Genomic DNA, 23,746 nt, shown 5'->3' with positions numbered 1-23,746 from the left:
TTAACCTCGACGCCAAGTGTGGTATTTTTCAAGCAAGTTAAGCACTTTTTCAGGTGCATGAGCGCGTTTCCACTCACCTGCTGCGTATTTGTTACCTTCAGCCCAAGTAGGGTAGCTGTGTATAGTACCGAGTATTTTGTTAAGACCTAAGCCGTGTTTCATTGCCAGTACAAACTCAGCAATTAAATCGCCAGCGTGTTCAGATACCACGGTAACGCCCAATATTTTGTCTTTGCCTTTGGGTGTAATTACTTTAATAAAGCCTTTTGTGGCGCTATCGGTAATTGCACGGTCTAGCTCTTCAAATTCAAAGCGAGTAATTTCGTAATCTATGCCTTTGTCTTTTGCGTCTTGCTCGTTTAAGCCAACACGTGCTACTTCTGGGTCAATAAATGTAGTCCACGGAATAACACGGTAATCTACTTTAAACTTTTTAAGGTGACCAAATAAGCCATTTACAGCTGCGTACCAACCCTGATGGGCTGCCACGTGTGTAAATTGGTATGGACCTACAATATCGCCTGCTGCAAAAATATTAGGGTACAGTGTTTCAAGGTACTCGTTAGTTACTACTGTGCGGTTTGTTTCTATGCCTAGCTCTTCAAGACCGTAACCTTTAAGGCGCGCACTTCTACCAACGGCACATAATAGCTCGTCATATTCAATATCTATTTCTTTGTCGTTATGTTTAACAACAATATATTTTTTACCATCGCGTGTTTCACAACGAAGTGCTTGGTGCGATGTTAAAATATTAACGCCACTTTCGGTTAACGCTTCGTGAGCAAAAGTAGACACTTCAAGGTCTTCTTTGATCATGATGCGTTCGCTCATTTCAATTTGCGTAACACTTGAACCTAAACGTGCAAAGCTTTGTGCTAATTCGCTACCAATTGGACCGCCACCTAGTACTACAAGTTTTTTAGGTGCCTCATCTAGCTCTGCAAATTTATTCCACAATGTATCGCTTGTTACATAGCCTGTTTCTTCAATACCAGGTAGTGGCGGTACAAATGGGCGTGCGCCAGTGGCAATCACAATAGTACGGGCAGTGAGTGTTTGCGTGCCACCGTCGTTAAGTTTAATTTCTACAGTCCACGGGTCTATTAATTTACCGTAACCTTTTACTACATCTACGCCTAAGTCGGTGTAGCGCTCAACACTGTCGTGTGGTGCTACATCGGCAATTACTTTATGTACACGTGCCATTACTTTTTTGAACGAAAACTGCGGTGTGGCGTTTTCTAGACCGTAGTTTTCACCGTGGCGAATTTGCTCTGCAATTTTAGCGCTTTTAATTACTGCTTTACTTGGAACACAACCATAGTTTAAACAGTCGCCGCCCATTTCGCCCGCTTCAATAAGGGTTACTTTTGCTTTAACAGCAGCGGCTATATAACTTGTTACCAAACCACCTGCGCCTGCGCCAATAACAATCATGTTACGGTCGAATTTTTTAGGCTTAGTGTAGTTTTTGTATACGCGACGTTTTTTAAACACGTTTAAGATTCCTTTAGCAATGAATGGGAAAATGCCCAATAAAGCGAATGATAAGATTAAGTTGAATGATAAAATTCCAGATAAGCTATCTATTTGAGCCAGTTGCGTACCTGCGTTAACAAATACAAATGTACCGGCTAGCATACCTGCTTGGCTTACCCAGTAATAAGTCCATGACTTTATTGAGGTAACACCCATTAGTAAATTGATTAAAAAGAACGGAAACACCGGCACTAAACGAAGGGTAAATAAGTAAAATCCACCTTCTTTTTCAACGCCTGCATCAATTGCGGCTAAGCGCTCAGGAAAACGTTGTTTAATAGTGTCGCGTAGTAAGTAACGCGATACTAAAAAGGCAAGTGTTGCGCCAATAGTTGAGGCAAAAGATGCAACCAATAAGCCTTCAACTAAGCCAAATAATGCACCTGCTGCAAGTGTCAAAATAGCCGCGCCCGGTAACGAGAGAGCAGTTACAACTACGTATAGTAAAAAGAACCCACCAATAACCAACAACGGTGACTGCTCTTTGTAATCGCTAAACTGATCCATTGACCCTTTTAAACCATCAAGCGTAAGTAGTTGGTGTAAGTCAAAATGAAAGAACAGGCCGACGACGGCCGCTGCAATCAATAATAAAAATATTTTTTTAATCATGTTCTCTCTCTTAAAAACTATGGGTAAGCGTAAGCTTGGCGTTAATTGGCAACTCAGGAAAAGCTAAAGTTGCACCAAAGTAACCGCCTTCAAATACTGGGCGCCAGTTTTTTTGATTCGTTACGTTGTTCACATCTAATCGTAACTTGGTACTAGGCGTAAAAGCATAGCTAGTATTTACGTTTAGTGTGTACTGATCACGAATTTTTACTGTCGCCAAAAAGTCTAGTGGGTAACTCTTTGTATATAGACCTGAAAAACCCGTTTGCCATTTCGAATTAATTGAATAATTTCCGTTAAAGCTGAACGATTGCTCAGGAATGCCCTGTACACGGGTGTTTGAAGGTGCAAAAGCGGTAAAGCTAGGTGCGCCAACACTGGTACCTTCAATAATATCTGGACGTGAGTTGTCAAATGCATCAGCGACTTGAGCTGAATCTTGGCTACTTGCAGAATTATCGTAGCGAGCATCAATATAGCTGTAGCCAGCACTTAGCCAATAAGGGTAAGCATCATAAAATACTTGGCTTTCAAAGCCGGTAGTACGAATGCCGGTATTACTACCATCACGGTTACGTAAACTACGACGTTGGCTAAACACTGCACCATCGGCGTACCAATCACTATCGGTTGGTGCGTATTTTAAACCAAATTCAACTAAGGTATTTTCGGTTGAAAAGTTTTGCGCGCTAATCGTGTTGTCGCCACCAAGAGACGTGCCGCCAGCCATGCTATTTGATGTGGCTTCGTTGTAACTTGCTGCACCATAAGTGGTGTAATCACCATTTAATCGGTAGTTAAAGCTTACTTGCCCCGAATGTAGCTTATCGTTAATGCTATCGCTCGCTGCAATTTCACCTTCTGGTGCTATTGGGTCGTGCGCGTCTACGTCATAAAAATCAATGCGGTAGCCAACGCTTGTATGAAACTTATCTGTCCAATCAGAATCTTGCTGAATAGCAAAGCCTGTTTGCCATGAACGCGAATCGGTCGTGTCTGATAAGTTAAAGTCGCCACTGCCGTCATTATTAATATCATATTGACCACCAGGGGATACAAATACACCTGGGCTAATTTCAATTAAACGCGCTTGTTGTACATCAGTTAAAGGAATGCGGCGATTTGAAAGTGGGCCAGTTAAATCAATAGGTAAGTCGGCTTCTGTTGTAAATTGGCTGTAGCCTAATACGCGGTTATAACGCACATCAAATGCAAAAATTGTTTGCTGGTCGCTATTCCAAAGATAGGTAAGCTCGGTACGGTTTTGCGCGGTATCGGCACCATCTATAATTTCAACAAAGCTATTTTGTGCAATTTCTTCGCGTTGTAAGTGCTGAAAATACGTGATGTTTTTAATGGATGCGTTGTTTGAAAGTTCACGCTTATAAATGCTGTGTAGTAAATAAGTAGTGGCTTCGTTCTGATTATCAGGATCGGTAAGTACTGTACTACGGTCTATTTTTACTTGCCCAGTTGGTGAGATTATTGAACCTGCTGCCGGTACTGTGCTGCCATTTGCTTGCACGCCTTGGCCGGTAATATAAAGGCCATTATCTATTAGCGCTTGTGTAGGGCGGTTAATACCTGCGTTATCGGTAAATTCAACTTGGTATAACTCAAAGTTAATATCCCAGCTGCTCTTGTCATCGGGTAATACGCGTAATGATGCAAATAAGCTGTCGCTTTTCGTGCCTGAAAAGTCGTAGTAACTGCCGTTATCTATGTGCTCAGCGCTTACTCTAAATCCTACTTTATCTTTTACAATGGGTGCACTGTAATCCACTAAAACACTGTACTGATCCCATCGGCCTGCAGATACAGTTGCTTTACCTTTACTTTCGTCAGTTGATGCTTTTTTAGAATGTAAGTTTACAAAACCACCGTTGCGTTGGCTTGAGCCAAATAATACCGGTGGCGCGCCTTTTACCACGTCTATCTGTTCTATAGAGTTGAACGATAAGGGCACACCAAAGCCATTATTACCAGCTTGGCGGCGTGTACCATCTTGGAAAAGCTCACCTAATTGCCCACGAATAGTAGGTAAACTTGGTGCGCCAAAACCACTGGCTGAATAGGTATTAGGGCTTACTGCGAGCACGTCTTGTAAAGTCGTAATATTGAGTTGCTCTATTAACTCGCTTGAAATTGGTGTGACTGAGCGGGCTATATCTTGTAGGGCTAAGTTGTCGCCAAAAGGGCCGTCTACAGTGGCGTTTTTAACCGAAAGACCTTGAGATTTAATAGCTTGGCCTGCCACCTCAATGCGCTCTATTGCGCCATCTTTTGTTGTTTTTGATTCTTCGGCTGCAAAAGCATTAAGTGGTGTATTTAATATGGTGGCTAGGGAAAGTGCTAAATATGCGTGTTTCAAACGTTTTCTCTCTACGGTTAAAATGTTGTTGGCGATAAAGACCGAAAGGATTAAAAATAAATTTCAGTAAAATTTCGATTCTTTTTGTTTTTTAGAACATAACAAAACAGATGTATTATAAAGGTGGTAATTAAGTACTATAGTTTTATCAGTCGATAAAATATCAATAGAGCGATTGTATTAGAGTGAATGTAAATATTTGCTTTTAATGGGCTTTTTAAATTATAGACTACTTTTCACCTGCTAACATTTTAAAGTTGTTAACTTTTACGCAGCATTTTTTAATTCCTAAAATAAGCTTCACTTTTATTACTACAAAGCTTAATTACTTTTTTAGTTAAAATAATTAAATTTTTTTGAAATAAAAAATAACTTATACGGTCTAGGTTACTTCAACGTTTATTAATATTCATTTAAGGAAATTTTATGACAGGTTCAATGAGTTCTGATGTGCAAAACCGTTTGCAATGGTCACTTTTATCTTTGCGTTTAGGCGTATTTATTGTAATGGTTATGTGGACGTTCGATAAATTCGTAAACCCTGGTCATAGCGCACGTATTTTCGAACATTTTTACGGTATTAGTGGCTCATCTGACATAGTTGCTTATGTTATCGGTGCTCTACAACTTGTATTAGTATTGGCATTTTTAGCGGGTATTAAAAAGCGTATAACTTACGGTATCATTTTTGTAATGCATGGCTTATCAACGCTTTCTTCGTACAACCAGTATATAGATGGCTTTAATAACTTATTATTCTTCACTGCATGGCCAATGTGGGCTGCGTGTTTCGCACTTTACTTATTACGCGACCAAGACGTAAAATTTACTGTAAAGTAATAAAATATATGCAAAAAATTGGTTATAAGCCATAAGGCTTATAACCAATAAGTACACAGGGAGTGCGGAAGTCGGTTTATACGTTAATGCATTGCATCGTTATACTGCTTTGCCAAGCTTTGTTTTTGCCCTTCGGTTAGTGCTTTACCCGCTAATTGAAATACTTCGTGTTCCTCTTCACTTAAATGATGATGTACTAAATGGTGTAGCTTTTTAGCTGCAACTAACCATGCAGACGAGCTCATTTCGGTATCTTCAAGTTGTTCAATTAATTCATCAATTTCGTGATGTTCAGCTACGCTGTGGCGCGCTTTTTCATGAGTTAAGTCATCAAACATAAGTGGGTTATAAAAGTAACGTTCTTCAAATTTTGCGTGTTGTTCTAATTCTGTTTTTAGCTCGTCCATTAGCTCGTGGCGCTGCTCTGTGTCGCCGTGCGTTTGAATAAGCGCATCTACTAATTCTCGTTGTTTGTCATGGTCATGACGTAGTGCTTCAAAAATATTCATAACTAATCCTTTTACAATTTATTTGCTTATATCATTAACTAGCAAACTAAATGCCAAATATTAAGTTGATGTATTTTATTGCTTTTATTTTGATTTTTTATTTTTAGGCTGCTATCACTGTAAATTTTACAGTGATATGAATGCAATAATTTCAGGCTTTTACGTAGTTCAATTATAAAAGTGAGTATAAATCCCTACAGAACCTTACAAATATTTACTGGTTGTTTATTTTATTGCAGTGATAAAGTAGCAACATTATTTAGGTACAATCTATATGTATTACTCCCACATATAATATCAATCGGTATAAATGCAGGTAGCACGTTAACTTAATAGGATAGTTTAAGGATGAACATAAAAAGCCCCATCGCCGCATTATTGCTGTGCGCTTTACTAAGTGCCTGTAGTACAGCCCCACGTTCTGACCCTAACTTATGCATTGAAGAGGCCGAAACGGTTGATCGAAATGGCGCTCAAACAAGCTCAGAAGTTTATAATCAATGCATTAGCGCACAAATTAAAAAGGATGAAAAAAATGACACTTTTTTTGATGCTATCGGTACGTTCTTTTTTGAATTTTTTGTAATGGTGGTAGAAAAGTAAATAGGCTAACTTGCAGCTGTAATTTAAAGTAAATAAGTTGCGTAAAAATAGGATTAGTTATGAAGCAATTATTGATAGTAATTCCACTTTTTTTATTACTAAGCGCTTGTGCGGCACAGCCTTACGCAGGTTCGGCAAAATGTATGGAACAAGCAGATATTGCATACGAAACCGATACACGTAAAAATGAAACATTAGATAATGAATGCAAAGCTGCAAAAGTAAATACGCCTAATAAAGAGCTTGAGAATCACGGTTTGGTTGATAGAAGTCTTTTACAGCTAATCGTTAGCTTTTTAAATGGCGTATTTCAATAGTACATATACAGTAAAAATATAACTAAATAAGGTATGTATGAGGGAAGAACTAAGAGCAAAAATAATTACCGTATGCGATAAAAAAATAGCAGTTAAAGGCGAAAATGTAGGGCTTTCTTTTTATGCCTTTTTTGCTAATAAAAACGACGACCCAGAGCTACTTATGGAAGCTGCTACTTGGTGGATACACACCCATAAATTAGATCATTTTGTAAAAGCACATAAAATTAAACAAATGGTTTTAGACGAACTTTAGTCAAGTAAATGAGCCAATACTTTTAGCTGTGTTTATTTAATCAACTACGACTTGGTTTCTTCCGTTTTCTTTTGCTTTATAAAGTAATTTATCTGCATGCTTAATAAGAATATCTAGTGTGCTTTTTAAAGGGCTACTTACAGAAGCTCCTGCACTAAAAGTGATTTTTGTATCTGTAGGAAAGTCTTCTATATTACTGCAATGCTCGGCGAAGCTAATGGCTAGTCGGTTAAATATATCGCGAATTATTCGTTCATCAACCGTATTTAGTGCAAATAACCATTCTTCGCCGCCGTAACGACCAAACTGATGATCATTACATAGTGTTTCTTTTGCAGCTTTTGCAAAGGCAATAAGAACTAAATCTCCAACATCGTGACCAAAATGGTCGTTAACTTTTTTAAAGTAGTCTAAGTCAACAATTGCTATCGTCATTTTACCTTCACCAAGCTTTGCTTCTGCTGCGCGCATTATTCCTCTGCGATTAGGGCAATTTGTTAGATAATCTGTTAATGAAATATCGTGATATTTTTGACGTTGTCGAGCTTGCCGATAAAATAAAAATAATGAAGCAATCACTAAAATAAATGCAATAGCAGCGCTGAGTCGCCAAATTATTTTTTGTTGATATTCTTCTTTAGCTTGTAGCTCACTAATGTCTTTTGCGTACTCTAGTTGCTGTATTTTGTCTTCTTTTTCTTTTACTTCAAACTGTATCTGTAGTGTTTTTATATTATTTTCACTGGTTGCTTCGTAGTGCTTTTTTGTATAAAGGATCTTTTGTTCAATTGCTTCAAAAGCCTCGTCAGTGTGGTTAAGGCGTCGCTTTAGCTCATAGCGTTTACTTAAAAAATCGGCTTTATAAATACTGCGGCTGAATTTATCTAATTTTAAAAACACCTCATCGTTTGCTTCATTTGCTCTCTCGAGTAAATCTTGTTTTATATATATGTCAGCTAACAAAATGAGCGATGCGAGTTGCATGTCGTAAACACCTGCAGAACGAGCAAGCTCAATGTTTTCTTTAGTTAAAGTTAAAGCTTTATCGTAGTTTGCTTGTAAGTACTCAATACTGGCAATTGAGTACTGAGCAAAGGTTAAGCCTTTTTGCATATTAACTTTTTTGAAATAGAGCAATGCTTTGTCTAGGTATATTAAGGCATCTTTAGGTTTCTTAATCTCCAGCAATACATTGCCTAAGCTCCAATATGCTTTTGAGGTAAAAAGCCCATCTTGTGTTTGCTCATATGCCGCAACCGCTTTTTTTGCATAATATACGGCTTTGTCTTTTTCGTTTAGATAATTATATGCATCGGCTATTTTTCTAAAAAAGTATCCTTGAGATGCTGAATCGTCATCTTTTAATGCTAATTCTAACCCCTCTAGTGCAACATTTAGGGTCTTTTTCAATGCATCTGTATCGGTGTAATAGTAAGCAAGTGCTCGTAAAATAATGATTTTTTCTTTAGTTGAATGCTGTTGCAAGCTCTCTTCTAATTTTGTGGCTAGCGTTTGTGCTGGAGCTGGGTTTGGCTCTCTCGCTAGAGACTTGAGTTGTGATTCGAGAAATAATAAATATACACTTTTTTGATTTGGTAACTCTTTGTTCTTTAAGTAATAGGATAAGTGTGTGTTTAACGCTTCGTATTTTTCTTGTCTAAAAAGTAACTCCGCATACAAAGCGGCCGCTTCTAGATGAAGGTTTTCCCAATTTTGCTCTTTGCTTATTTTAAACGCTTGAGTGAGCTTGTCTTCATTTTGAAGATAGTCTAGTTCATTCTGTTTTATGTTATTGATGAGAGTTTGAGTCGTGTCAAAGTCTAGCGCATGTAACGTTGCACTCAATGAATCGCCGTTAGCTGAGGCAAGCTTACTTAAAAGTAAAAATAAAATGAGAACAATATACTTTGCCAATAAAGTATTACCTAAAATCTTTATTTGTGTATTGTTAGTCATATTATTCCTTTGCTGACTTATTTTTATTATTGAAATACTTTTTCGCATTGCTTAATAAACTTGGGTTTGAACAGTTTCTTATACTCATCATTGAAAAAAATAAGACCATAAACAATATCAATTTAATTAATAAAAGCCAATATTTGTACGTTTTAGTAGTAGCGGTTTATGTGCTTTTGTTAAAAATCTGCGGCTACTTCAAACTCTAATTGTTTATCCGTAATAGGGTGAGTAAATGCTAAGTATTCTGCATGTAAATGTAATCTATCGGCTTTTTGCCCGTAATGTGTGTCGCCTATAATTGGCATGTTTAAACCTAAACTGTGCGCGCAATGTACTCTTAATTGATGAGTTCGCCCTGTTTTAGGGTATAACTGTAATCGGGTAATATCGTTGTTACGCTCTAAAACCTGCCATGTAGTAAGTGATGGTTTACCATTTTTGTAGCACACCATTTGGCGTGGCTTGTCATCAAAGTCGAGTATGAGTGGTAAATCAATCGTTCCGCTATCTTCGGGAACATTTCCTTCAACTAATGCTACATAGCGCTTATCTACTGTGCGTTCAATGAATTGTTTTTGTAGTGCTTTATGAACGCGTTTATTTAAGGCGATCATTAAAAGCCCCGAAGTGGACATATCTAATCTGTGCACAATTAGCGGACCAGATGCCTCTGGAAACTGCGTTTTAATACGCATATAAACAGAATCTTCAATATTAACGCCAGGCACAGATAAAAACTCAGCGGGCTTATTTACCACAAGTAAGTCGTCATCTTTATAAACAATATTTAAATCTTTACCTTGAGCTGGGTTGATAAGTAGCGGGTTATCTTCAACATCTAAACCCTTTAGCATGTGCCCAAGTATTGGTTGGCATTTACTGTAACAAGAAGGGTAGTAGTTTTTATGCTGCCTAATTGCTGATTTAGGCGCTGCTCCCCACCAAAATTCTGCCATAGCAAGTGGTTTTAAACCATGCTTATAGGCGTATTGTAATAATTTAGGCGCTGCACAATCGCCAGCCCCCGAAGGAGGAGTGTGCTCAGGTAATGCTGCAAAAATAGCATTTAAATCTGTAGTTTCACCATTTGCATTTAGAAATTGGTACTGTGCAAATAGCTTTTTTTGTAAGCTTTTAGAAAGCGTTTTACGGCGTTTTTTTAAATGAGTAATTTCATCAGAAATATTGATGTGTGTTTGCTGCAGTGACTCGATTATATTTTGCCAATAGGCTTTAAGTGCCAGCAGTTGCTTTTTTTCTACGATACTTTGCCCTGCAAGCTTATTTTTTAACTGCTCAAAATCACTTTCGCTAAGCTCTAATTTGCCTTCGGTACGTTGTATTTTTCGTTGCTGGCGACCGGCTTGCATTACTGCCTGTTGGGCTAATAGTGCTTGCTGGTAGCTTTGTGTTGCATCATCAAGTTTGCTATTAACTTCATGCAGTTGTTCGCTATTTTCTAATTGCTCAATTTGAGCATTAATATCGTTAATTATTTTACTTTGAGCTAAATAGCTATCGTCTTGCAGTTGCATGCTAGAAACTGGCGGTACAAAGCTAATATTGGCTTTATCACCTTCAATTTGCCCCGAATAAGCACTTAAAAAGCCTAATTGTTGCTTAGCATTTTGCACCACTAAAACCCCAAACATTTTACCGGCATTTTCTGCTTTTAAATGCGTTAACGTTTCAAGTTGTTGCTGTAATTGTTTTGTGGCTGCTACAGCTAATGGTTGCGGCTCGTAATAAAAAGGGAAAGTAAACTTTTCAGGAAGCGCGAGAGAATCAATATTTTGAGAAAATAATGTAAAGCACGAAGCAGAATTTGACATAGAAGTAAGAGAAAAGCATTCAGTAAAATAATTGAGCGCATAATAACATATTCATAGTTAAGCCACTAAAAATCTCGCACCCGCATATTCATAAACACTTTAAAGCGGACATTCATGTTTTATGTATCAGTATGAGGCGTAGCAAACCTAGGAGTATCGTTTGTTAGTAAAGTTTCAGTAGTAATATATCTATCATTATCAAAATATTTAAGCTTATCGATTCTCAATAATTGAGCGCATTTCGAAACGATGACTTACTTGATAGATCAGAGGCGAAAAATCAATTTACAGAATAACTGAATATTTAGGAGTTCTATATTATGAGTCAAAATATCGCAAGTTTTATCACTAAAACCCTCGAACAAGCTGGCATAAAACGTATTTGGGGAGTCACTGGCGATTCACTTAACGGCATTAGTGAAAGTCTGCGAAAAATGGGAACAATTGAATGGCTAGGAACGCGACATGAAGAAGTTGCCGCATTTGCAGCCGGTGGCGAGGCGCATTTATCAGGGGAGCTTGCAGTGTGTGCGGGTTCTTGCGGCCCAGGTAACCTTCATTTAATTAATGGCCTATTTGATTGTCAGCGTAATAATGTACCGGTATTAGCAATTGCCGCACATATTCCTTCATCTGAAATTGGCAGTAGTTATTTTCAAGAAACCCATCCGCAAGAATTATTTAAAGAATGCAGTGTGTATTGTGAAATGGTGTCGAGCCCCGAGCAAATGCCATACCTGCTAGAAACCGCAATGCGACAAGCAATATTAAACAAAGGCGTGAGTGTACTTGTGCTACCTGGCGACATTGCATTAAAAGATATGCCTAAAGCTATTAAGCCAAAATGGAACGTGCCAAAACCAGCAACGTATACCCCCGCTTTATCTGATATTGAAGCAATGGCGACTCATCTTAATAAAAGTAAAAAAGTAACCTTGTTGTGTGGTGCAGGTTGTAAGGATGCCCACGACGAAATTGTTGCGCTAGCCGAAAAATTACAAGCACCGATAGTGCATGCTATGCGTGGTAAAGAATTTATTGAGTACGATAACCCTTATGATGTTGGTATGACTGGATTTATTGGCTTTGCGTCGGGCTATCATGCAATGCAAGAAGCCGATACGTTACTTATGATTGGTACGAGCTTTCCTTATCGTGCTTTTTATCCTGAAAATACCACCATATTGCAAATCGATAATCAGCCAGCGTCACTCGGGCGACACGTGCAAATTGACTGTGGCGTATTAGGCGATACAAAAAATTCAGTGACCACACTGCTTGATTATATTAAAGGTGAACGGAGCAGTTCGCACTTACAAAAATGTGTTAAAAACTACAAAGAGTCTCGACAAGATCTTGATGAACTTGCCAGTGGCAAAACTTCGCAAAACTTAATTCACCCGCAATACCTAACGCGTTTACTAAACGAGCAAGCGGCTGACGATGCTGTTTTTACTTGTGATGTAGGTACGCCAACAGTGTGGGCTGCGCGTTATTTGTCAATGAATGGAAAGCGCCGTTTAATAGGATCGTTTAATCATGGCTCTATGGCAAATGCCATGTCGCAGGCAATGGGCGTGCAATCTGTAGATAGAGACCGCCAAGTAATTGCAATGTGTGGCGATGGTGGCTTTTCGATGTTAATGGGCGATTTAATCTCACTTAAGCAGCTTAATTTACCAATAAAGATTGTTGTTTATAATAATCGCTCACTTAGTTTTGTGGCTATGGAAATGAAAGCCAGTGGGTTTTTATCAAGCGATACCGATTTAGAAAACCCAAGTTTTGCTAAAATTGCAGAGGCCTGTGGCTTAAAAGGGATTTATGTGGACGACCCTGAAAAATTACCATCGGCAATGAACGAAATGATGAATCACTCAGGACCTGTTGTTTTAGAAGTCGATACAGCAAAACAAGAGCTTTCAATGCCGCCGCAAATCAAATTAGAGCAAGCAAAAGGCTTTAGTGTTTACATGATGAAAGCGCTGATAAATGGCAAAGGTAACGAGATTGTAGAGCTTGCCAAAACTAACTGGTCACGCTAGTTAAGTTACTTCCCTATTGAGTGTTTTTGCTCAATAGGGAAGTGTAAATTAGAAGTAGGATATGATTAAAATGGAAGGTTTTTTAGTATAGTGTTGGAATCACTACGATGCTTTTGAGCTCACTCAAGTGCGATGTAAAGAGCTAAAACACTTAGCATTGGCATCAATTGCTACTTGGTCGTTGTTTTAGTTTAACGTTTCACTCGCTTTACTCAATCAAAGTAAAGCGGGCGCTCAGTATCACTTACAAACTCTTTTTAGGCGGTAGGGCGACGTTTGCAAATATTAGTCCTGCAACAAGCGACATAAATATTAAAAACGTTTGTTGGCCTATGTGTTCTGCGTATATAAAGTCTTGGCCTTCAATTAGTGAGTTTAAGCCAATATAGGTTTTGCTACCTGGTACTAATACAATTAAGCCTTGCATGGCCACAATAGAGGCTGGCGCATTAGCAACGCGGTTAAACAAGTTACTAAATATACCCACCGATAAAGCACCTACAAACGTACCTAACGTGTAATCAAGGTACATAGCCGAGCCAATACTGGTGCCGTACGCTATAAAGCCTGATGCAATAGACCAAACCGCATGCTTAAGTTTGGTTCTAAAAATCACGATTAAGCTGCTACAAAGTAAAAATATAGCCAGCCATGCGGTCCATTTTGGTAATGGCTCTGGTTGTACAAAGTCGGCTTGCCCAAAGAGTGCAAAGCCAATACCTATACCAATAAAACCACCAAAATACAGTTTAAACAACAGCATAAACGAGTCCATGACTCGCGCAGTACCAGACACTAAATGCCGTGCTGCCAGCTCAGCTAAGCCAAGCGCAAGTGCTAAACCGGGTATAAACACAATAATGGCCGAAAGTACCACCAAGCGTATATTTATCTCAGGTGTTATATACACGCTTACTGCACAGGCAAGTATGGCTGATATTATGGCTACTAATGGTTCAAGCATATGAGCTACGCGTTTTGAGCGTCCAGACCAAAGCACAAACACATAAACAACTAAAGTAAGTAGCGATGACCAAATAACATCAGTCCAGCTAGTACCCATTAACATTGCAAACGCACCACCAGAAGTTGCAAACGCAACGCCTGTAACAAGTTTGTTGTATGGGTTTGGCATTATAAAAATAGCGTCTAGTTGCGCATCAACTTCTTGTAAACTTAGCTTGTCGTCAAGCATTTGGTTTACAAGGTCGTCGGTGTCGGCAAGTGAGCCTAAATCGTGATCGCCAGGGTCTACACGTGCAACGTGGGTGTACTCATCTTCGTGGCCATCGGTCCAAATAACAAACGTTACAGAGGTTGGCGACATAACAAATGACGATTTAAGTCCTAAGTAAGTAGCCACTTCCATGAGGTGAGCTTCTAGGCGGTAAGCAGGCGTACCATACTTGTGAAGCATCTTACCCAATTTAACGATAAATTTGCGTTTTTCTGTAAAGGTTGCAGTTTTCAAATCTTTTTGGACCAAATATTGCGATAACTAAGCTAAAAATATAGACAATACAGCTAAAACTGCCCACGTTTGATGGCCGCGATTTTAAACACTAATTGGTGTGTGTCTAGTCATTTTTAATCTAATTTTTTATTTTTTTCAGCTATCCATTGCGACATGTATTGAGTGCTGCGCATTGTATGATGTTTGAGCATTTGGCCTGTGAAGTTTTTTTCGCGATGAGCGTTTAAATCACTACTTATTGAATCAATTTTTTTAATTAACGCTGCGCTTAATTGGGCTTTATCGTACAGCGTATTAAGGAGTGTATTACCATCTTGCTGCGCTTGTTTAAAGTCACTTTGATTGTTGTGCATTTCAATGGCAGCGTTGGCAAAGTCATCGGCTGTGTTGGCTATTTTACCAGGCCAAGGTAAATCGTTATGCATGCCCTCTGCGCCAATGTTAGTGGTAACGCTGGGTGTTTGCATAATCATGGCTTCAAGTAATTTACCTTTAATGCCTGCACCAAAACGCAGTGGCGCTAAACATACGCGTGCGCTTTGCATTACATCAAACGCATTATCGGCCCAGCCTTTTATTAAAAACCCTGTTTTAGGGTTATTTAGTGCCGTGGCTTTTGGTGGTGGGTAAGAGCCATAAATATGTAGTTCTGCTTTTGGGAGTTGCTTGCGAATAAGTGGCCATATTTTTTGTAAGTAAAGTACAGCATCCCAGTTTGGTGCGTGCCTAAAGTTACCTATGGTCATAAAGTGTTGGCGCTGCTCAAACGTTTTTGTACTTGTAGGCAGTGAGCTTAAATCAACCATAAACGGTAAATGGTGTAATAAGCTTGGCTCTATTTTAAATACGCTGTTTAGCAGGCTCATTTCATAACTTGAAATAATTAAGCTTAGGTCGCAGCGTAAAATAGCGGCAATTTCGCGTTTTGCTATGTCTGAGTGTAAATCGCTGGTTGTAAATTCACGCTCACCTTTAAAGGCTTCGTGGCGAGCGTTACGCAGACATTGTAAGTCTTCGGTATCTAATATTTTAATCGCATGTGGGCAATGTTTATCGACGCGCCAGCCAAATTGTTCTTCCATCATAAAACGGTCAAACATGACTATATCTGGATTATAGGCTTTAACGTATTCGTCAAAGCTGTCGCAGTTTAGTGCAATGCTTTGGCTGGTTATGCCGAAGTCGTCAAGATTTACCATGTGGTCGGTGCGCTGCGCGGGCGTTGCAAATTCAACGTCCCAGTTTTGCGCTCTAAAGGCATTTAATAACGACATCATGTGCGTTCCCGCAGCAGACGAATTTGGCTCTGGCCATACGTAGCCAATTACCAGCACTTTTTTCATTGGCTAGAATCTCTAATTTGTAAGTTTACATTTACCAGTGTTTTTACTGGCGGGGCTGTATTTTGTAGTAGCTCTTGCAGTATTAAAAGACACCGCTTGGCTATATCGGTTGTACTAATAGCCACGGTGGTTAAGTGATCATTTATAACCGCGCTATTAGGAATGTGGTGGCAGCTCACTACTTTAATACAGTGATGTGTTAATGAGTTAATAGCGGCAATAACACCTTGAGCAATAATATCGTTTGCACACACCACTGCGTTTAATGTTGGGTTGTGTTTATATGCTTCTATAAATGCATTTTTAGCGCTAAGGGCTGTGTTTACTGCGCAGTGAATGGGTGCTAATGGTGTAATGCTGTGCTGCGCGCAAGCGGTATTAAAGCCACTTTGTAGTGCTTGTGAGTCATATAAAGTAAGTTCACTGCCTATAAATGCAATGTTTGTCACGCCTTGTGCGAGCAAATGCATACTGGCTACGTGGCTGGCTTTTTTATAGTCGGGTAATACACAAGGAGCTGCGCTAAAAGGCACTTCGCTCATTACAGTAATTACTTTGTGTTGCGCGCTGAGCGTATCAAGCCATTTGGGGCAAGTACTAGCAACGGGGCAAATAATAAATGCAGCAGCGTTGTATTCTTTTAAGTTTTTAACTGCGTTTGCTTGTAGTTCAAGACTATTATTACTGCTTACAATCATGGCTTGTAGGCCGTTGTCGTTTAACAAAAGTTGTAGGCTGGTAGCAAGGTGTGCCATAGCTGGGTTAGTTAAATCGTTTATTACTATGGCCACTAAATTTGAGCGCTTTGAGCGCATAGCAGCGGCATCACGATTATAAACGTAACCTAGCTCATCAATCGCTTTTAGTATTTTTTGTTTACTTTTATTGCCCACTTTATCGCTTTGGGTAAGTACCAGCGATACGGTTGATTTTGATACACCAGCACGCTCTGCAACATCAAAAATAGTGACTGATTTGGCTTTGTTATGCATTGTATTTTAAGTACCGCAGTGGTGAATAAATAGCGCTGTAGTTTAGCTTAATCAGCACTATTAAGTCATCTTTTAGAGGTGTTTAACTTACCTTAATACTTTATGAACAAAGCAAAACGTGTTTATATACGCTTATAAGAGTAAAAAATAACAAAAGGATAAAAACATGAGCGCTTTTAGGCTGTTAGTTGCCCTTATTTGTTGTGCGGCATTAGTACCAACAAGTTACGCCGAGCAGGGCTATCAAACTCCGTCACCTGAGCTTGCAGCTTTGGTTGATGCAAAGTTGGCACCCACTAGTTACTTGTCGAGTGATGGCCAGTGGCTAGGGTTGTTTGAACGCAAACGCGTTGTAACCCTTGACGAGCTTGCAAAAGAAGAGCTTAAGCTTGCTGGTATTAAGCTAAATCCCGCTAATTTTTCGCGCTCTCGTGTGAGTGCCAAATTTAGTGCCGTGGAGCTAAAGCATGTGCAAAGCGGGTCGGTGATTAGCATTAACAACTTACCTAATGGCATTATTCGCTCACCTCAGTGGTCATCTAATAGTAAATATTTAGCCTTTGTTGTTGAGCAACCAACCCAAGCCAACTTATGGCTTTACAGCGTTGAAACTAAACAAGCAAAAGAGTTAACTAGTGCTGCATTAAATTCGGTATTAACTGCCTCACCATATAAATGGCTGTCAGATAGCAGCGCCATTGTTGCAAATCTCGCTGTTAATTTTGGTAAACCAAGGCTTGAAAATAACAGCCAAAATGTAGTGCCTGTTATTCAACAAAGTACTGGCGAAAAAGCACCAGCACGTACTTACCAAAATTTATTAACCAGCCCGTTTGATGAATCGCAATTTAAGTTTTACGGTCAAGGGCAGCTGGCTTACATAACGCTTGATGGCAATACCCAAGCAATAGGTAGCCCTTCTTTATTTAAATCGTTTTCGGTGTCACCTGATTCTACCAATATTTTAGTTGCCGGTATTAATGAGCCGTTTTCGTATCAAGTGCCTTACAGCCGCTTTGCAAGCACGTGGCAAATATGGGGCATGCGCGGCTATGCATTAGCAGAGCTGGCAAAACAGCCACTTGCCGATAACATTCCACAAGGTTACGACAGTGTTCGCACTGGCCGCCGTGATTTTGAATGGCGAGCCGATCAAGGGGCTGAAGTTATTTGGGCCGAGGCGCAAGATGGCGGCGACATGAAAACCGACGTTGAGCATCATGATTATATTTACAGCTTACGTGCACCATTTAAACGCGAGCCTAAATTATTTGCCAAAGTAGAGCGTCGTTATTCTGGTATTGAGTGGGGCAACGAAAACGTAGCCATGCTGACAGACTGGCGCTTTAGCGATCGCCAAGTACGTACTTACATAGTACAACCACGAAATGCCGACAGAAACCGCGTGCTATTTTCAGAGCGTAGTTACAACGATGCGTATAAAGACCCAGGTAATGCAATTTACGAGCGCAACGATTTAGGCGCAAACGTAATTAAAATTGTAGGTGGGCGTTATATATATCTGCGTGGTAATGGAGCTTCAGAGCAAGGTAATATCCCGTTTTTAGACCAATACGATGTTAAAACAAATAGCAGCAAGCGTTTATGGCAATCAGAAGCACCATACTACGAGCGTGTTCGTGCACTGCTTGACGACGAAGGTGAGCGCTTTATTACTATTCGCGAATCTAAAACTGAGCAACCTAACTTTTTTATACGCAATTTAGATAACGACACGCTAACGCAATTAACGACATTTGAGCATCCGTACCCTGCATTTAAAGGCGTAACTAAAGAGCAATTACGTTATAAACGCGACGACGGTGTTGAGCTTTCGGGCACGCTTTATTTACCACCAGGGTACGATAAAACACAAGGCCCGTTACCTGTGCTTATGTGGGCTTACCCACTTGAATACAAAGATAAAGCCGTTGCATCGCAAGTACGCGAATCGCCTTATGCATTTACCTATATTGGCTATTGGGGGCCAATGCCTTACCTTGCTAAAGGGATTGCCGTGTTTGACGACCCTAAAATGCCAATAGTGGGTATTGATGGCAGCGAGCCAAACGATAACTTTAGAAAGCAGTTAGTATCAAGTGCGCAAGCAGCTGTTGATGTATTGGTTAAAAAAGGCATTGCCGATAAAGATAAAATTGCCATAGCAGGGCACTCATACGGTGCATTTATGGTTGCTAACTTATTGGCTCATAGCGATTTATTTAAAACAGGTATTGCCCGCAGTGGCGCGTATAACCGCACATTAACGCCGTTTGGTTTTCAAGGAGAAGAACGTGATTTTTGGCAAGCACAAAGTGTGTACGCTAATATGTCGCCGTTTTTTCACGCTGAAAAAATTAACGAACCAATGCTAATGATCCACGGTCAAGAAGATCCTAATTCAGGAACCTTCCCAATGCAAAGTGAGCGCATGTACGCAGCCCTAAAAGGTTTAGGTAAAGATGCTCGCTTAGTAATGCTCCCTTACGAAGCACATGGTTACCGTGCGCGTAAAAGCTTATTGCATGTATTGTGGGAACAAGAACAGTGGTTAGATAAGTATTTGCTAAATGATACAGCAGAGCCAGTAGAGATTATTACTGAACCCGTGGTAAGTACTGGGCAATAGTAATAAACATGAGTAAGCAACAGCGCGGCTACTTATAGCCGCGTTTTTGCTTTTAATATGAGAGTAAATTAATGATTGATGTAGCAGCACTTGCGGTTTTTATTCCTACGTTCTTTTTTGTGTCTATCACCCCAGGTATGTGTATGACCCTTGCCATGACACTCGGTATGAGCATTGGCGTGCGCCGCACATTATGGATGATGATAGGTGAGCTGTTAGGCGTAGCAACCGTTGCCATAGCTGCGGTATTAGGCGTTGCAAGCGTAATGTTAAATTACCCAGATGCATTTGCCATTTTAAAGTGGGTAGGCGGTGCGTACTTAATTTACATTGGCGTTAACATGTGGCGAGCCAAAGGCAAAATGTCGGTTGATACCTCAAAACCAAATGACGTAAGTAGAAAGTCGTTATTTACGCAAGGTTTTGTAACCGCAATCGCTAACCCTAAAGGGTGGGCGTTTATGATCTCGTTATTACCGCCGTTTATTAGTGTTGAGCATGCTGTAGCCCCCCAGCTTTTAGTATTACTTGGCGTTATAATGACCACCGAGTTTTTAAGTATGTTAGCGTATGCAACAGGCGGTAAAAGCTTACGTTTATTTTTAGCCCGTGGCGATAATATTAAATGGATGAACCGTATAGCAGGCAGTTTAATGATACTTGTGGGCGTTTGGTTGGCCCTTGATTAATAAAAAAGAGCCTCTGGCTCTTTTTTATTACACGCAAACTGACGATAAACCGCTTAACCAGAGTGTGTGTGGCTTAATTGCGCTTTTAAAAATGGCGCAGTTTTACTTTGTTTTGACTCAGACACCTTTTGCGGTGTACCTTGTGCGACTATCACGCCTCCCTGTTGCCCCGCACCAGGGCCTACATCAATTACCCAGTCACTATTTCGGGCTACTTGCATATCGTGTTCAACCATAATAACGGTATTGCCAGCATCAACTAATTTATTTAGCTGCGACATTAACATTGATACATCAGATGGATGCAGACCTGTAGTTGGTTCATCAAGAACATAAAGTGTGTTACCGCGCTGCGCACGTTGCAGCTCGGTTGCTAATTTAATACGCTGCGCTTCACCGCCCGAAAGCTCAGTAGCTGGTTGCCCTAAACGTAAATACCCAAGACCAACTTGCATAAGTGCATCGAGTGCTCGCAGTATTGCAGGTTCATTTTCAAAAAAGGTATGCGCCGATTCAACCGTTAAATTGAGGATATCGCTTATGTTTTTATCACGATATGTAACCTCTAGCGTTTGTTCGTTATAGCGCTTGCCATGACATACTTGGCAAGGTGAGTAAACGCTAGGTAAAAACAGCAGTTCTATACTTACAAAGCCAACGCCTTCACAGTTTTTACAACGGCCTTTAGCTACATTAAACGAAAAACGACCGGCATCGTAACGGCGCTCTTTTGCTTTTTGTGTTGAAGCAAATAGTTTACGCACATGATCAAATAAGCCTGTGTAGGTAGCTAAGTTTGAACGAGGGGTACGGCCAATCGCTTTTTGATTTACGGTAATTAGGCGGCTTATATTATTTATACCTTCAATGATTTTTCCGCCGGTGTGTGTTTGCAGCTCTTGTTCGAGTAAGTCGGCTTCGTCGGTTGGCGCTTCCGTTATTACTTTTTGCCCGAGCGCTTCGTAAACAAGCTCTACTAACGCTTGGCTTACTAGGCTTGATTTACCAGAGCCCGAAACCCCAGTAACGGTTGTCATAACACCTAGTGGAAATTCTGCATTGAGTTTTTTAAGATTGTTACGCTCAATATCTGCCAATTTTAACCACGCTTTTGGCTGCCTTTGCTCCTTTTTTTGCGCGCTGTTTTGAGTAGACTCTTGACTGGCGTTTTTAGCAAAAAGGTGACGACCGGTGTGCGAATTTTTTATTTTTCTTAACCCTTCAACAGGGCCGCTGTAAATAATGTCGCCACCATGCACACCTGCATCAGGGCCTACATCAACAATCCAATCGGCGTGTTTAACAACGCTAACGTCGTGTTCAACAACAAATACAGAATTGCCAGCCGCTATTAACTCGTCGAGCGCTTTTAAAAGTGCTTGAGTGTCTGCAGGATGTAAACCTGCTGAAGGTTCATCGAGCACGTAAACAACACCAAATAATTTAGAACGAATTTGTGTGGCAAGTCGCAATCGTTGTAGTTCTCCGGGTGAGAGCGTTGGCGTTGTACGCTCTAGCGACAAGTACCCTAAACCAAGCATGGTTAGTGCTTCAATACGGGTGAGTATATCGCTGGCAATGCGCTGCGTAACAATGGCTTGCTCTGGGCTTTTTGTATTTTCATTTACTTTGGTATTGGCGGCGTTACTTAGTTTTTTAGCAAGCTCGTTTAATGTAAGTTGAGATAGCTCGCCAATATCGAGCCCTGCAAATTTAACACTTAACGATGCTTGTTTTAATTTTTTACCTTGGCAAGTAGGGCACTGCGATATTTGCATAAACTGCGATACGCGCTTTTTAGTACGCGGGCTTTGGGTAGTAGCAAAAGACTGTAAAACAAAGCGTTTAGCGCTTGAAAAAGTTCCCATGTAGCTTGGATCTTCGCTATTTTTTATCGCATTTTGTGTTTGCTCATAGGTGTAATCTGGGTATACCGGCACAGTAGGTGTTTCGTCGGTAAATAAAATCCAATCGCGTGCTTTTTTAGTAAGTTTGTTCCAAGGCGTGTCTATGTTATATCCAAGGGAAGTAAGAATACGGCTTAGGTTTTTACCTTGCCATGCTGGTGGCCACGCTTCAATGGCGCGCTGGCGAATAGTTTTTGTATCATCTGGCACAAGTAGCTTTTCGGTTACTTCAAACACTCGGCCTATTCCTGAACATTCTGGGCACGCACCTTGTGGCGTATTCGGCGAAAACGCATCGGCGTAAAGTATGCCTTGCCCTTTGGGGTATTCGCCTGCACGTGAGTAAAGCATGCGTAGCGCGTTAGAAATAGTTGTTATGCTGCCAACGGATGAGCGAACCGACGGTGCGCCGCGTTGCTGCTGCAAAGCAACGGCAGGCGGTAGCCCTTCAATAGAATCAACATCGGGCTCATCAACTTGATCTATTAACCTACGGGCGTAAGGCGATACCGAATCAAGATAGCGGTGCTGCGACTCAGCAAACAGCGTTCCAAACGCAAGCGACGATTTTCCAGAGCCCGATATTCCTGTAAAAACAACCAATGCGTTACGAGGTAAATCAACGTCTACATTTTTCAAGTTGTGAACGCGCGCCCCTCTTACTTGAATGCTGTTACTGTGGTCAGATAAATCCATTGTTGAGTTTTTATGTGTGCTTGCCATACGTTTATACTCCTGTTTAATCGCGCTTTTTACTTTAAGTTAGCTTTGAATTATTTACTCTTATCACTCGTTATTACCCTAAAGTAGCGCAAGCACACTGAATGAGCGCTTAGTCTGTAGTGGAGCAGCCAAAGCGCTGGATAAAATTGCGATGATTGTTTGTTTACATAATAGGTATGGAATGCGAATATAATTTAAACAGTTATTGTTATGTAATTTACTAGATATTTTACTAGGTAATAAAAAGGAACTAACAGTGAATAAAGCCTTAGTGATCATTTTATTGGTGCTTTCGTGGGCAACCCAAGCCGACTCTATTAAAGCGCTAAATGTTGACCGTGCAGTACCAAATAGCATGCACTTATCGTTTGCAAACGATAGCAACATAACCCCTAAAAAAGGGGATTTTAAAATCGTTAATTATGTATTAATGAGCAATGAAGAGGGCGAACGCTGGGCTGTTATAACGCTAACTAACTTATCGTCGGGCAATCGCGAATTAGGCCAGGAACATTTACTTGCACTTTTTGCTGACGGCAGCCGATTCATGCCAATGGAATTTAAACTCGGTTTCAAAGGCAACGAAACACAATCGGTAACTGTATCGTTTGCTGATTATAAATTTCCTATTTTAAGTGTGTATTCGAGTAACGATTTGTAACTAATATTAGTGCAATTATGCTGCTTTAGAGTCTTGTATTGTATTAAATGGCAATTTTGTAATCGCAAAAATAGTATGCTGTTGGAGTTACTCTTCAGCTTGGTAATATAGCAAAGGCTTTTTAGAGTATTGAGTATCTGCAAATTGCATGTAGCTATTAGTTGGCTTAGAGTGCTCAGCAGTCATTCAGTGGGCGTTAGCTTAGTCATAATAAGAGGATACTTTCCCCTTTTTTACATGTTTAAATAAGCTACATTAAGCATAATATTTATAACTGGTAATAACTTACACTATTTGTTATTAATATAAGTTCATAAAATAAGGACGTTTTCACGCTAAAATAGGGAAAGTGTCCTCTGATAAAGTTGTTGAACTAAGCCGCTACGCGGAGATCCTATTCTGACCATTTGAGCCACACTTACCTTGGGGTTATCCCATATTT

17 protein-coding genes are annotated in these 23,746 nt (G+C 40.1%); 8 read left to right on the top strand and 9 right to left on the bottom strand.

All coding sequences use genetic code 11. The annotated features are described in order from the left end of the window. Together AAEY62_RS17310 and AAEY62_RS17305 are read right to left on the bottom strand one after the other, a co-directional pair. Positions 1–2,154 (bottom strand): dihydrolipoyl dehydrogenase family protein, encoded by a 2,154-nt coding sequence (locus AAEY62_RS17310; RefSeq protein ID WP_350635509.1) that lies wholly within the window; start codon positions 2,152–2,154, stop codon positions 1–3. Between the two features lie 10 nt (positions 2,155–2,164). Continuing rightward, positions 2,165–4,525 (bottom strand): TonB-dependent receptor, encoded by a 2,361-nt coding sequence (locus tag AAEY62_RS17305; protein WP_350635507.1) that lies wholly within the window; start codon positions 4,523–4,525, stop codon positions 2,165–2,167. 426 nt (positions 4,526–4,951) lie between these two features. Here AAEY62_RS17305 and AAEY62_RS17300 point away from each other — a divergent pair, with 426 nt between their 5' ends. Beyond that, entirely contained in the window at positions 4,952–5,365 is a 414-nt protein-coding gene (locus tag AAEY62_RS17300; protein ID WP_007581772.1) for a hypothetical protein, read from the top strand. A gap of 83 nt (positions 5,366–5,448) precedes the next feature. Here AAEY62_RS17300 and AAEY62_RS17295 read toward each other — a convergent pair whose 3' ends face one another. Continuing rightward, a complete protein-coding gene (locus tag AAEY62_RS17295) occupies positions 5,449–5,874 on the bottom strand; it encodes a hemerythrin domain-containing protein (RefSeq protein WP_010553639.1) in 426 nt (141 codons plus the stop codon). Between the two features lie 348 nt (positions 5,875–6,222). Here AAEY62_RS17295 and AAEY62_RS17290 point away from each other — a divergent pair, with 348 nt between their 5' ends. The 3 genes from AAEY62_RS17290 to AAEY62_RS17280 are packed head-to-tail and all read left to right on the top strand — an operon-like array spanning position 6,223 to position 7,050. Next, positions 6,223–6,477 (top strand): hypothetical protein, encoded by a 255-nt coding sequence (locus AAEY62_RS17290; RefSeq protein WP_101216404.1) that lies wholly within the window; start codon positions 6,223–6,225, stop codon positions 6,475–6,477. A 59-nt stretch (positions 6,478–6,536) separates the two neighbouring features. Beyond that, entirely contained in the window at positions 6,537–6,794 is a 258-nt protein-coding gene (locus AAEY62_RS17285) for a hypothetical protein (protein ID WP_024591905.1), read from the top strand. Positions 6,795–6,831: 37 nt separating this feature from the next. Further along, the gene (locus tag AAEY62_RS17280; RefSeq protein WP_024600489.1) at positions 6,832–7,050 is read left to right on the top strand and encodes a DUF6500 family protein; all 219 of its coding nucleotides are present in this window, start codon (positions 6,832–6,834) and stop codon (positions 7,048–7,050) included. 36 nt (positions 7,051–7,086) lie between these two features. Here the strand turns inward: AAEY62_RS17280 and AAEY62_RS17275 are convergent, their stop codons facing one another. Both AAEY62_RS17275 and AAEY62_RS17270 read right to left on the bottom strand, forming a co-directional pair. Next, on the bottom strand, positions 7,087–9,006 hold the full coding sequence (locus AAEY62_RS17275; RefSeq protein ID WP_350635504.1) for a tetratricopeptide repeat-containing diguanylate cyclase: 1,920 nt from the start codon (positions 9,004–9,006) through the stop codon (positions 7,087–7,089). Positions 9,007–9,185: 179 nt separating this feature from the next. Beyond that, a complete protein-coding gene (locus tag AAEY62_RS17270; protein ID WP_350635502.1) occupies positions 9,186–10,841 on the bottom strand; it encodes an RluA family pseudouridine synthase in 1,656 nt (551 codons plus the stop codon). A gap of 320 nt (positions 10,842–11,161) precedes the next feature. On the opposite strand from AAEY62_RS17270, the gene poxB reads away from it, so the two are divergent. After that, the gene (gene poxB, locus AAEY62_RS17265; protein ID WP_350635500.1) at positions 11,162–12,886 is read left to right on the top strand and encodes a ubiquinone-dependent pyruvate dehydrogenase; all 1,725 of its coding nucleotides are present in this window, start codon (positions 11,162–11,164) and stop codon (positions 12,884–12,886) included. A gap of 244 nt (positions 12,887–13,130) precedes the next feature. On the opposite strand, the gene AAEY62_RS17260 is transcribed toward poxB, so the two are convergent. The 3 genes from AAEY62_RS17260 to AAEY62_RS17250 form a co-directional block, all read right to left on the bottom strand. Further along, positions 13,131–14,357 (bottom strand): threonine/serine exporter family protein, encoded by a 1,227-nt coding sequence (locus AAEY62_RS17260; RefSeq protein ID WP_350635498.1) that lies wholly within the window; start codon positions 14,355–14,357, stop codon positions 13,131–13,133. Between the two features lie 116 nt (positions 14,358–14,473). Further along, on the bottom strand, positions 14,474–15,703 hold the full coding sequence (locus AAEY62_RS17255) for a glycosyltransferase (protein WP_350635497.1): 1,230 nt from the start codon (positions 15,701–15,703) through the stop codon (positions 14,474–14,476). After that, the gene (locus AAEY62_RS17250; protein WP_350635495.1) at positions 15,700–16,695 is read right to left on the bottom strand and encodes a LacI family DNA-binding transcriptional regulator; all 996 of its coding nucleotides are present in this window, start codon (positions 16,693–16,695) and stop codon (positions 15,700–15,702) included. Before AAEY62_RS17250 ends, AAEY62_RS17255 begins: the two co-directional genes overlap by 4 nt. Before the next feature lie 166 nt (positions 16,696–16,861). Here AAEY62_RS17250 and AAEY62_RS17245 point away from each other — a divergent pair, with 166 nt between their 5' ends. Next, positions 16,862–19,324, top strand: coding sequence for a S9 family peptidase (locus AAEY62_RS17245; RefSeq protein WP_350635493.1), 2,463 nt, complete (start codon positions 16,862–16,864; stop codon positions 19,322–19,324). Between the two features lie 71 nt (positions 19,325–19,395). Then, a complete protein-coding gene (locus tag AAEY62_RS17240; RefSeq protein WP_350635491.1) occupies positions 19,396–20,013 on the top strand; it encodes a LysE family translocator in 618 nt (205 codons plus the stop codon). 53 nt (positions 20,014–20,066) lie between these two features. Here the strand turns inward: AAEY62_RS17240 and uvrA are convergent, their stop codons facing one another. After that, the gene (gene uvrA, locus AAEY62_RS17235) at positions 20,067–22,643 is read right to left on the bottom strand and encodes an excinuclease ABC subunit UvrA (protein ID WP_350635489.1); all 2,577 of its coding nucleotides are present in this window, start codon (positions 22,641–22,643) and stop codon (positions 20,067–20,069) included. Positions 22,644–22,899: 256 nt separating this feature from the next. Here uvrA and AAEY62_RS17230 point away from each other — a divergent pair, with 256 nt between their 5' ends. Beyond that, complete coding sequence (locus AAEY62_RS17230; RefSeq protein ID WP_007581806.1) at positions 22,900–23,304, top strand: hypothetical protein; 405 nt, start codon at positions 22,900–22,902, stop codon at positions 23,302–23,304. The last annotated feature ends 442 nt before the right edge of the window (positions 23,305–23,746 follow it).

The organism is Pseudoalteromonas sp. GW168-MNA-CIBAN-0100 (assembly GCF_040309225.1).
Lineage (GTDB): Bacteria > Pseudomonadota > Gammaproteobacteria > Enterobacterales > Alteromonadaceae > Pseudoalteromonas > Pseudoalteromonas arctica.
Note: the sequence above shows the minus strand (reverse complement) of the source record. Positions and strands in the feature narration are given on the sequence as shown.

Bases quoted from the DNA above. Each gene is read 5' to 3' on its own strand.
- AAEY62_RS17270 (WP_350635502.1), bottom strand. From the start codon at position 10,841: ATGTCAAATTCTGCTTCGTGCTTTACATTATTTTCTCAAAATATTGAT.
- AAEY62_RS17275 (WP_350635504.1), bottom strand. From the start codon at position 9,006: ATGACTAACAATACACAAATAAAGATTTTAGGTAATACTTTATTGGCA.
- AAEY62_RS17280 (WP_024600489.1), top strand. From the start codon at position 6,832: ATGAGGGAAGAACTAAGAGCAAAAATAATTACCGTATGCGATAAAAAA.
- AAEY62_RS17300 (WP_007581772.1), top strand. From the start codon at position 4,952: ATGACAGGTTCAATGAGTTCTGATGTGCAAAACCGTTTGCAATGGTCA.
- AAEY62_RS17310 (WP_350635509.1), bottom strand. From the start codon at position 2,154: ATGATTAAAAAAATATTTTTATTATTGATTGCAGCGGCCGTCGTCGGC.
- AAEY62_RS17295 (WP_010553639.1), bottom strand. From the start codon at position 5,874: ATGAATATTTTTGAAGCACTACGTCATGACCATGACAAACAACGAGAA.
- AAEY62_RS17245 (WP_350635493.1), top strand. From the start codon at position 16,862: ATGAGCGCTTTTAGGCTGTTAGTTGCCCTTATTTGTTGTGCGGCATTA.
- AAEY62_RS17250 (WP_350635495.1), bottom strand. From the start codon at position 16,695: ATGCATAACAAAGCCAAATCAGTCACTATTTTTGATGTTGCAGAGCGT.
- AAEY62_RS17255 (WP_350635497.1), bottom strand. From the start codon at position 15,703: ATGAAAAAAGTGCTGGTAATTGGCTACGTATGGCCAGAGCCAAATTCG.
- uvrA (WP_350635489.1), bottom strand. From the start codon at position 22,643: ATGGCAAGCACACATAAAAACTCAACAATGGATTTATCTGACCACAGT.
- AAEY62_RS17290 (WP_101216404.1), top strand. From the start codon at position 6,223: ATGAACATAAAAAGCCCCATCGCCGCATTATTGCTGTGCGCTTTACTA.
- poxB (WP_350635500.1), top strand. From the start codon at position 11,162: ATGAGTCAAAATATCGCAAGTTTTATCACTAAAACCCTCGAACAAGCT.
- AAEY62_RS17285 (WP_024591905.1), top strand. From the start codon at position 6,537: ATGAAGCAATTATTGATAGTAATTCCACTTTTTTTATTACTAAGCGCT.
- AAEY62_RS17240 (WP_350635491.1), top strand. From the start codon at position 19,396: ATGATTGATGTAGCAGCACTTGCGGTTTTTATTCCTACGTTCTTTTTT.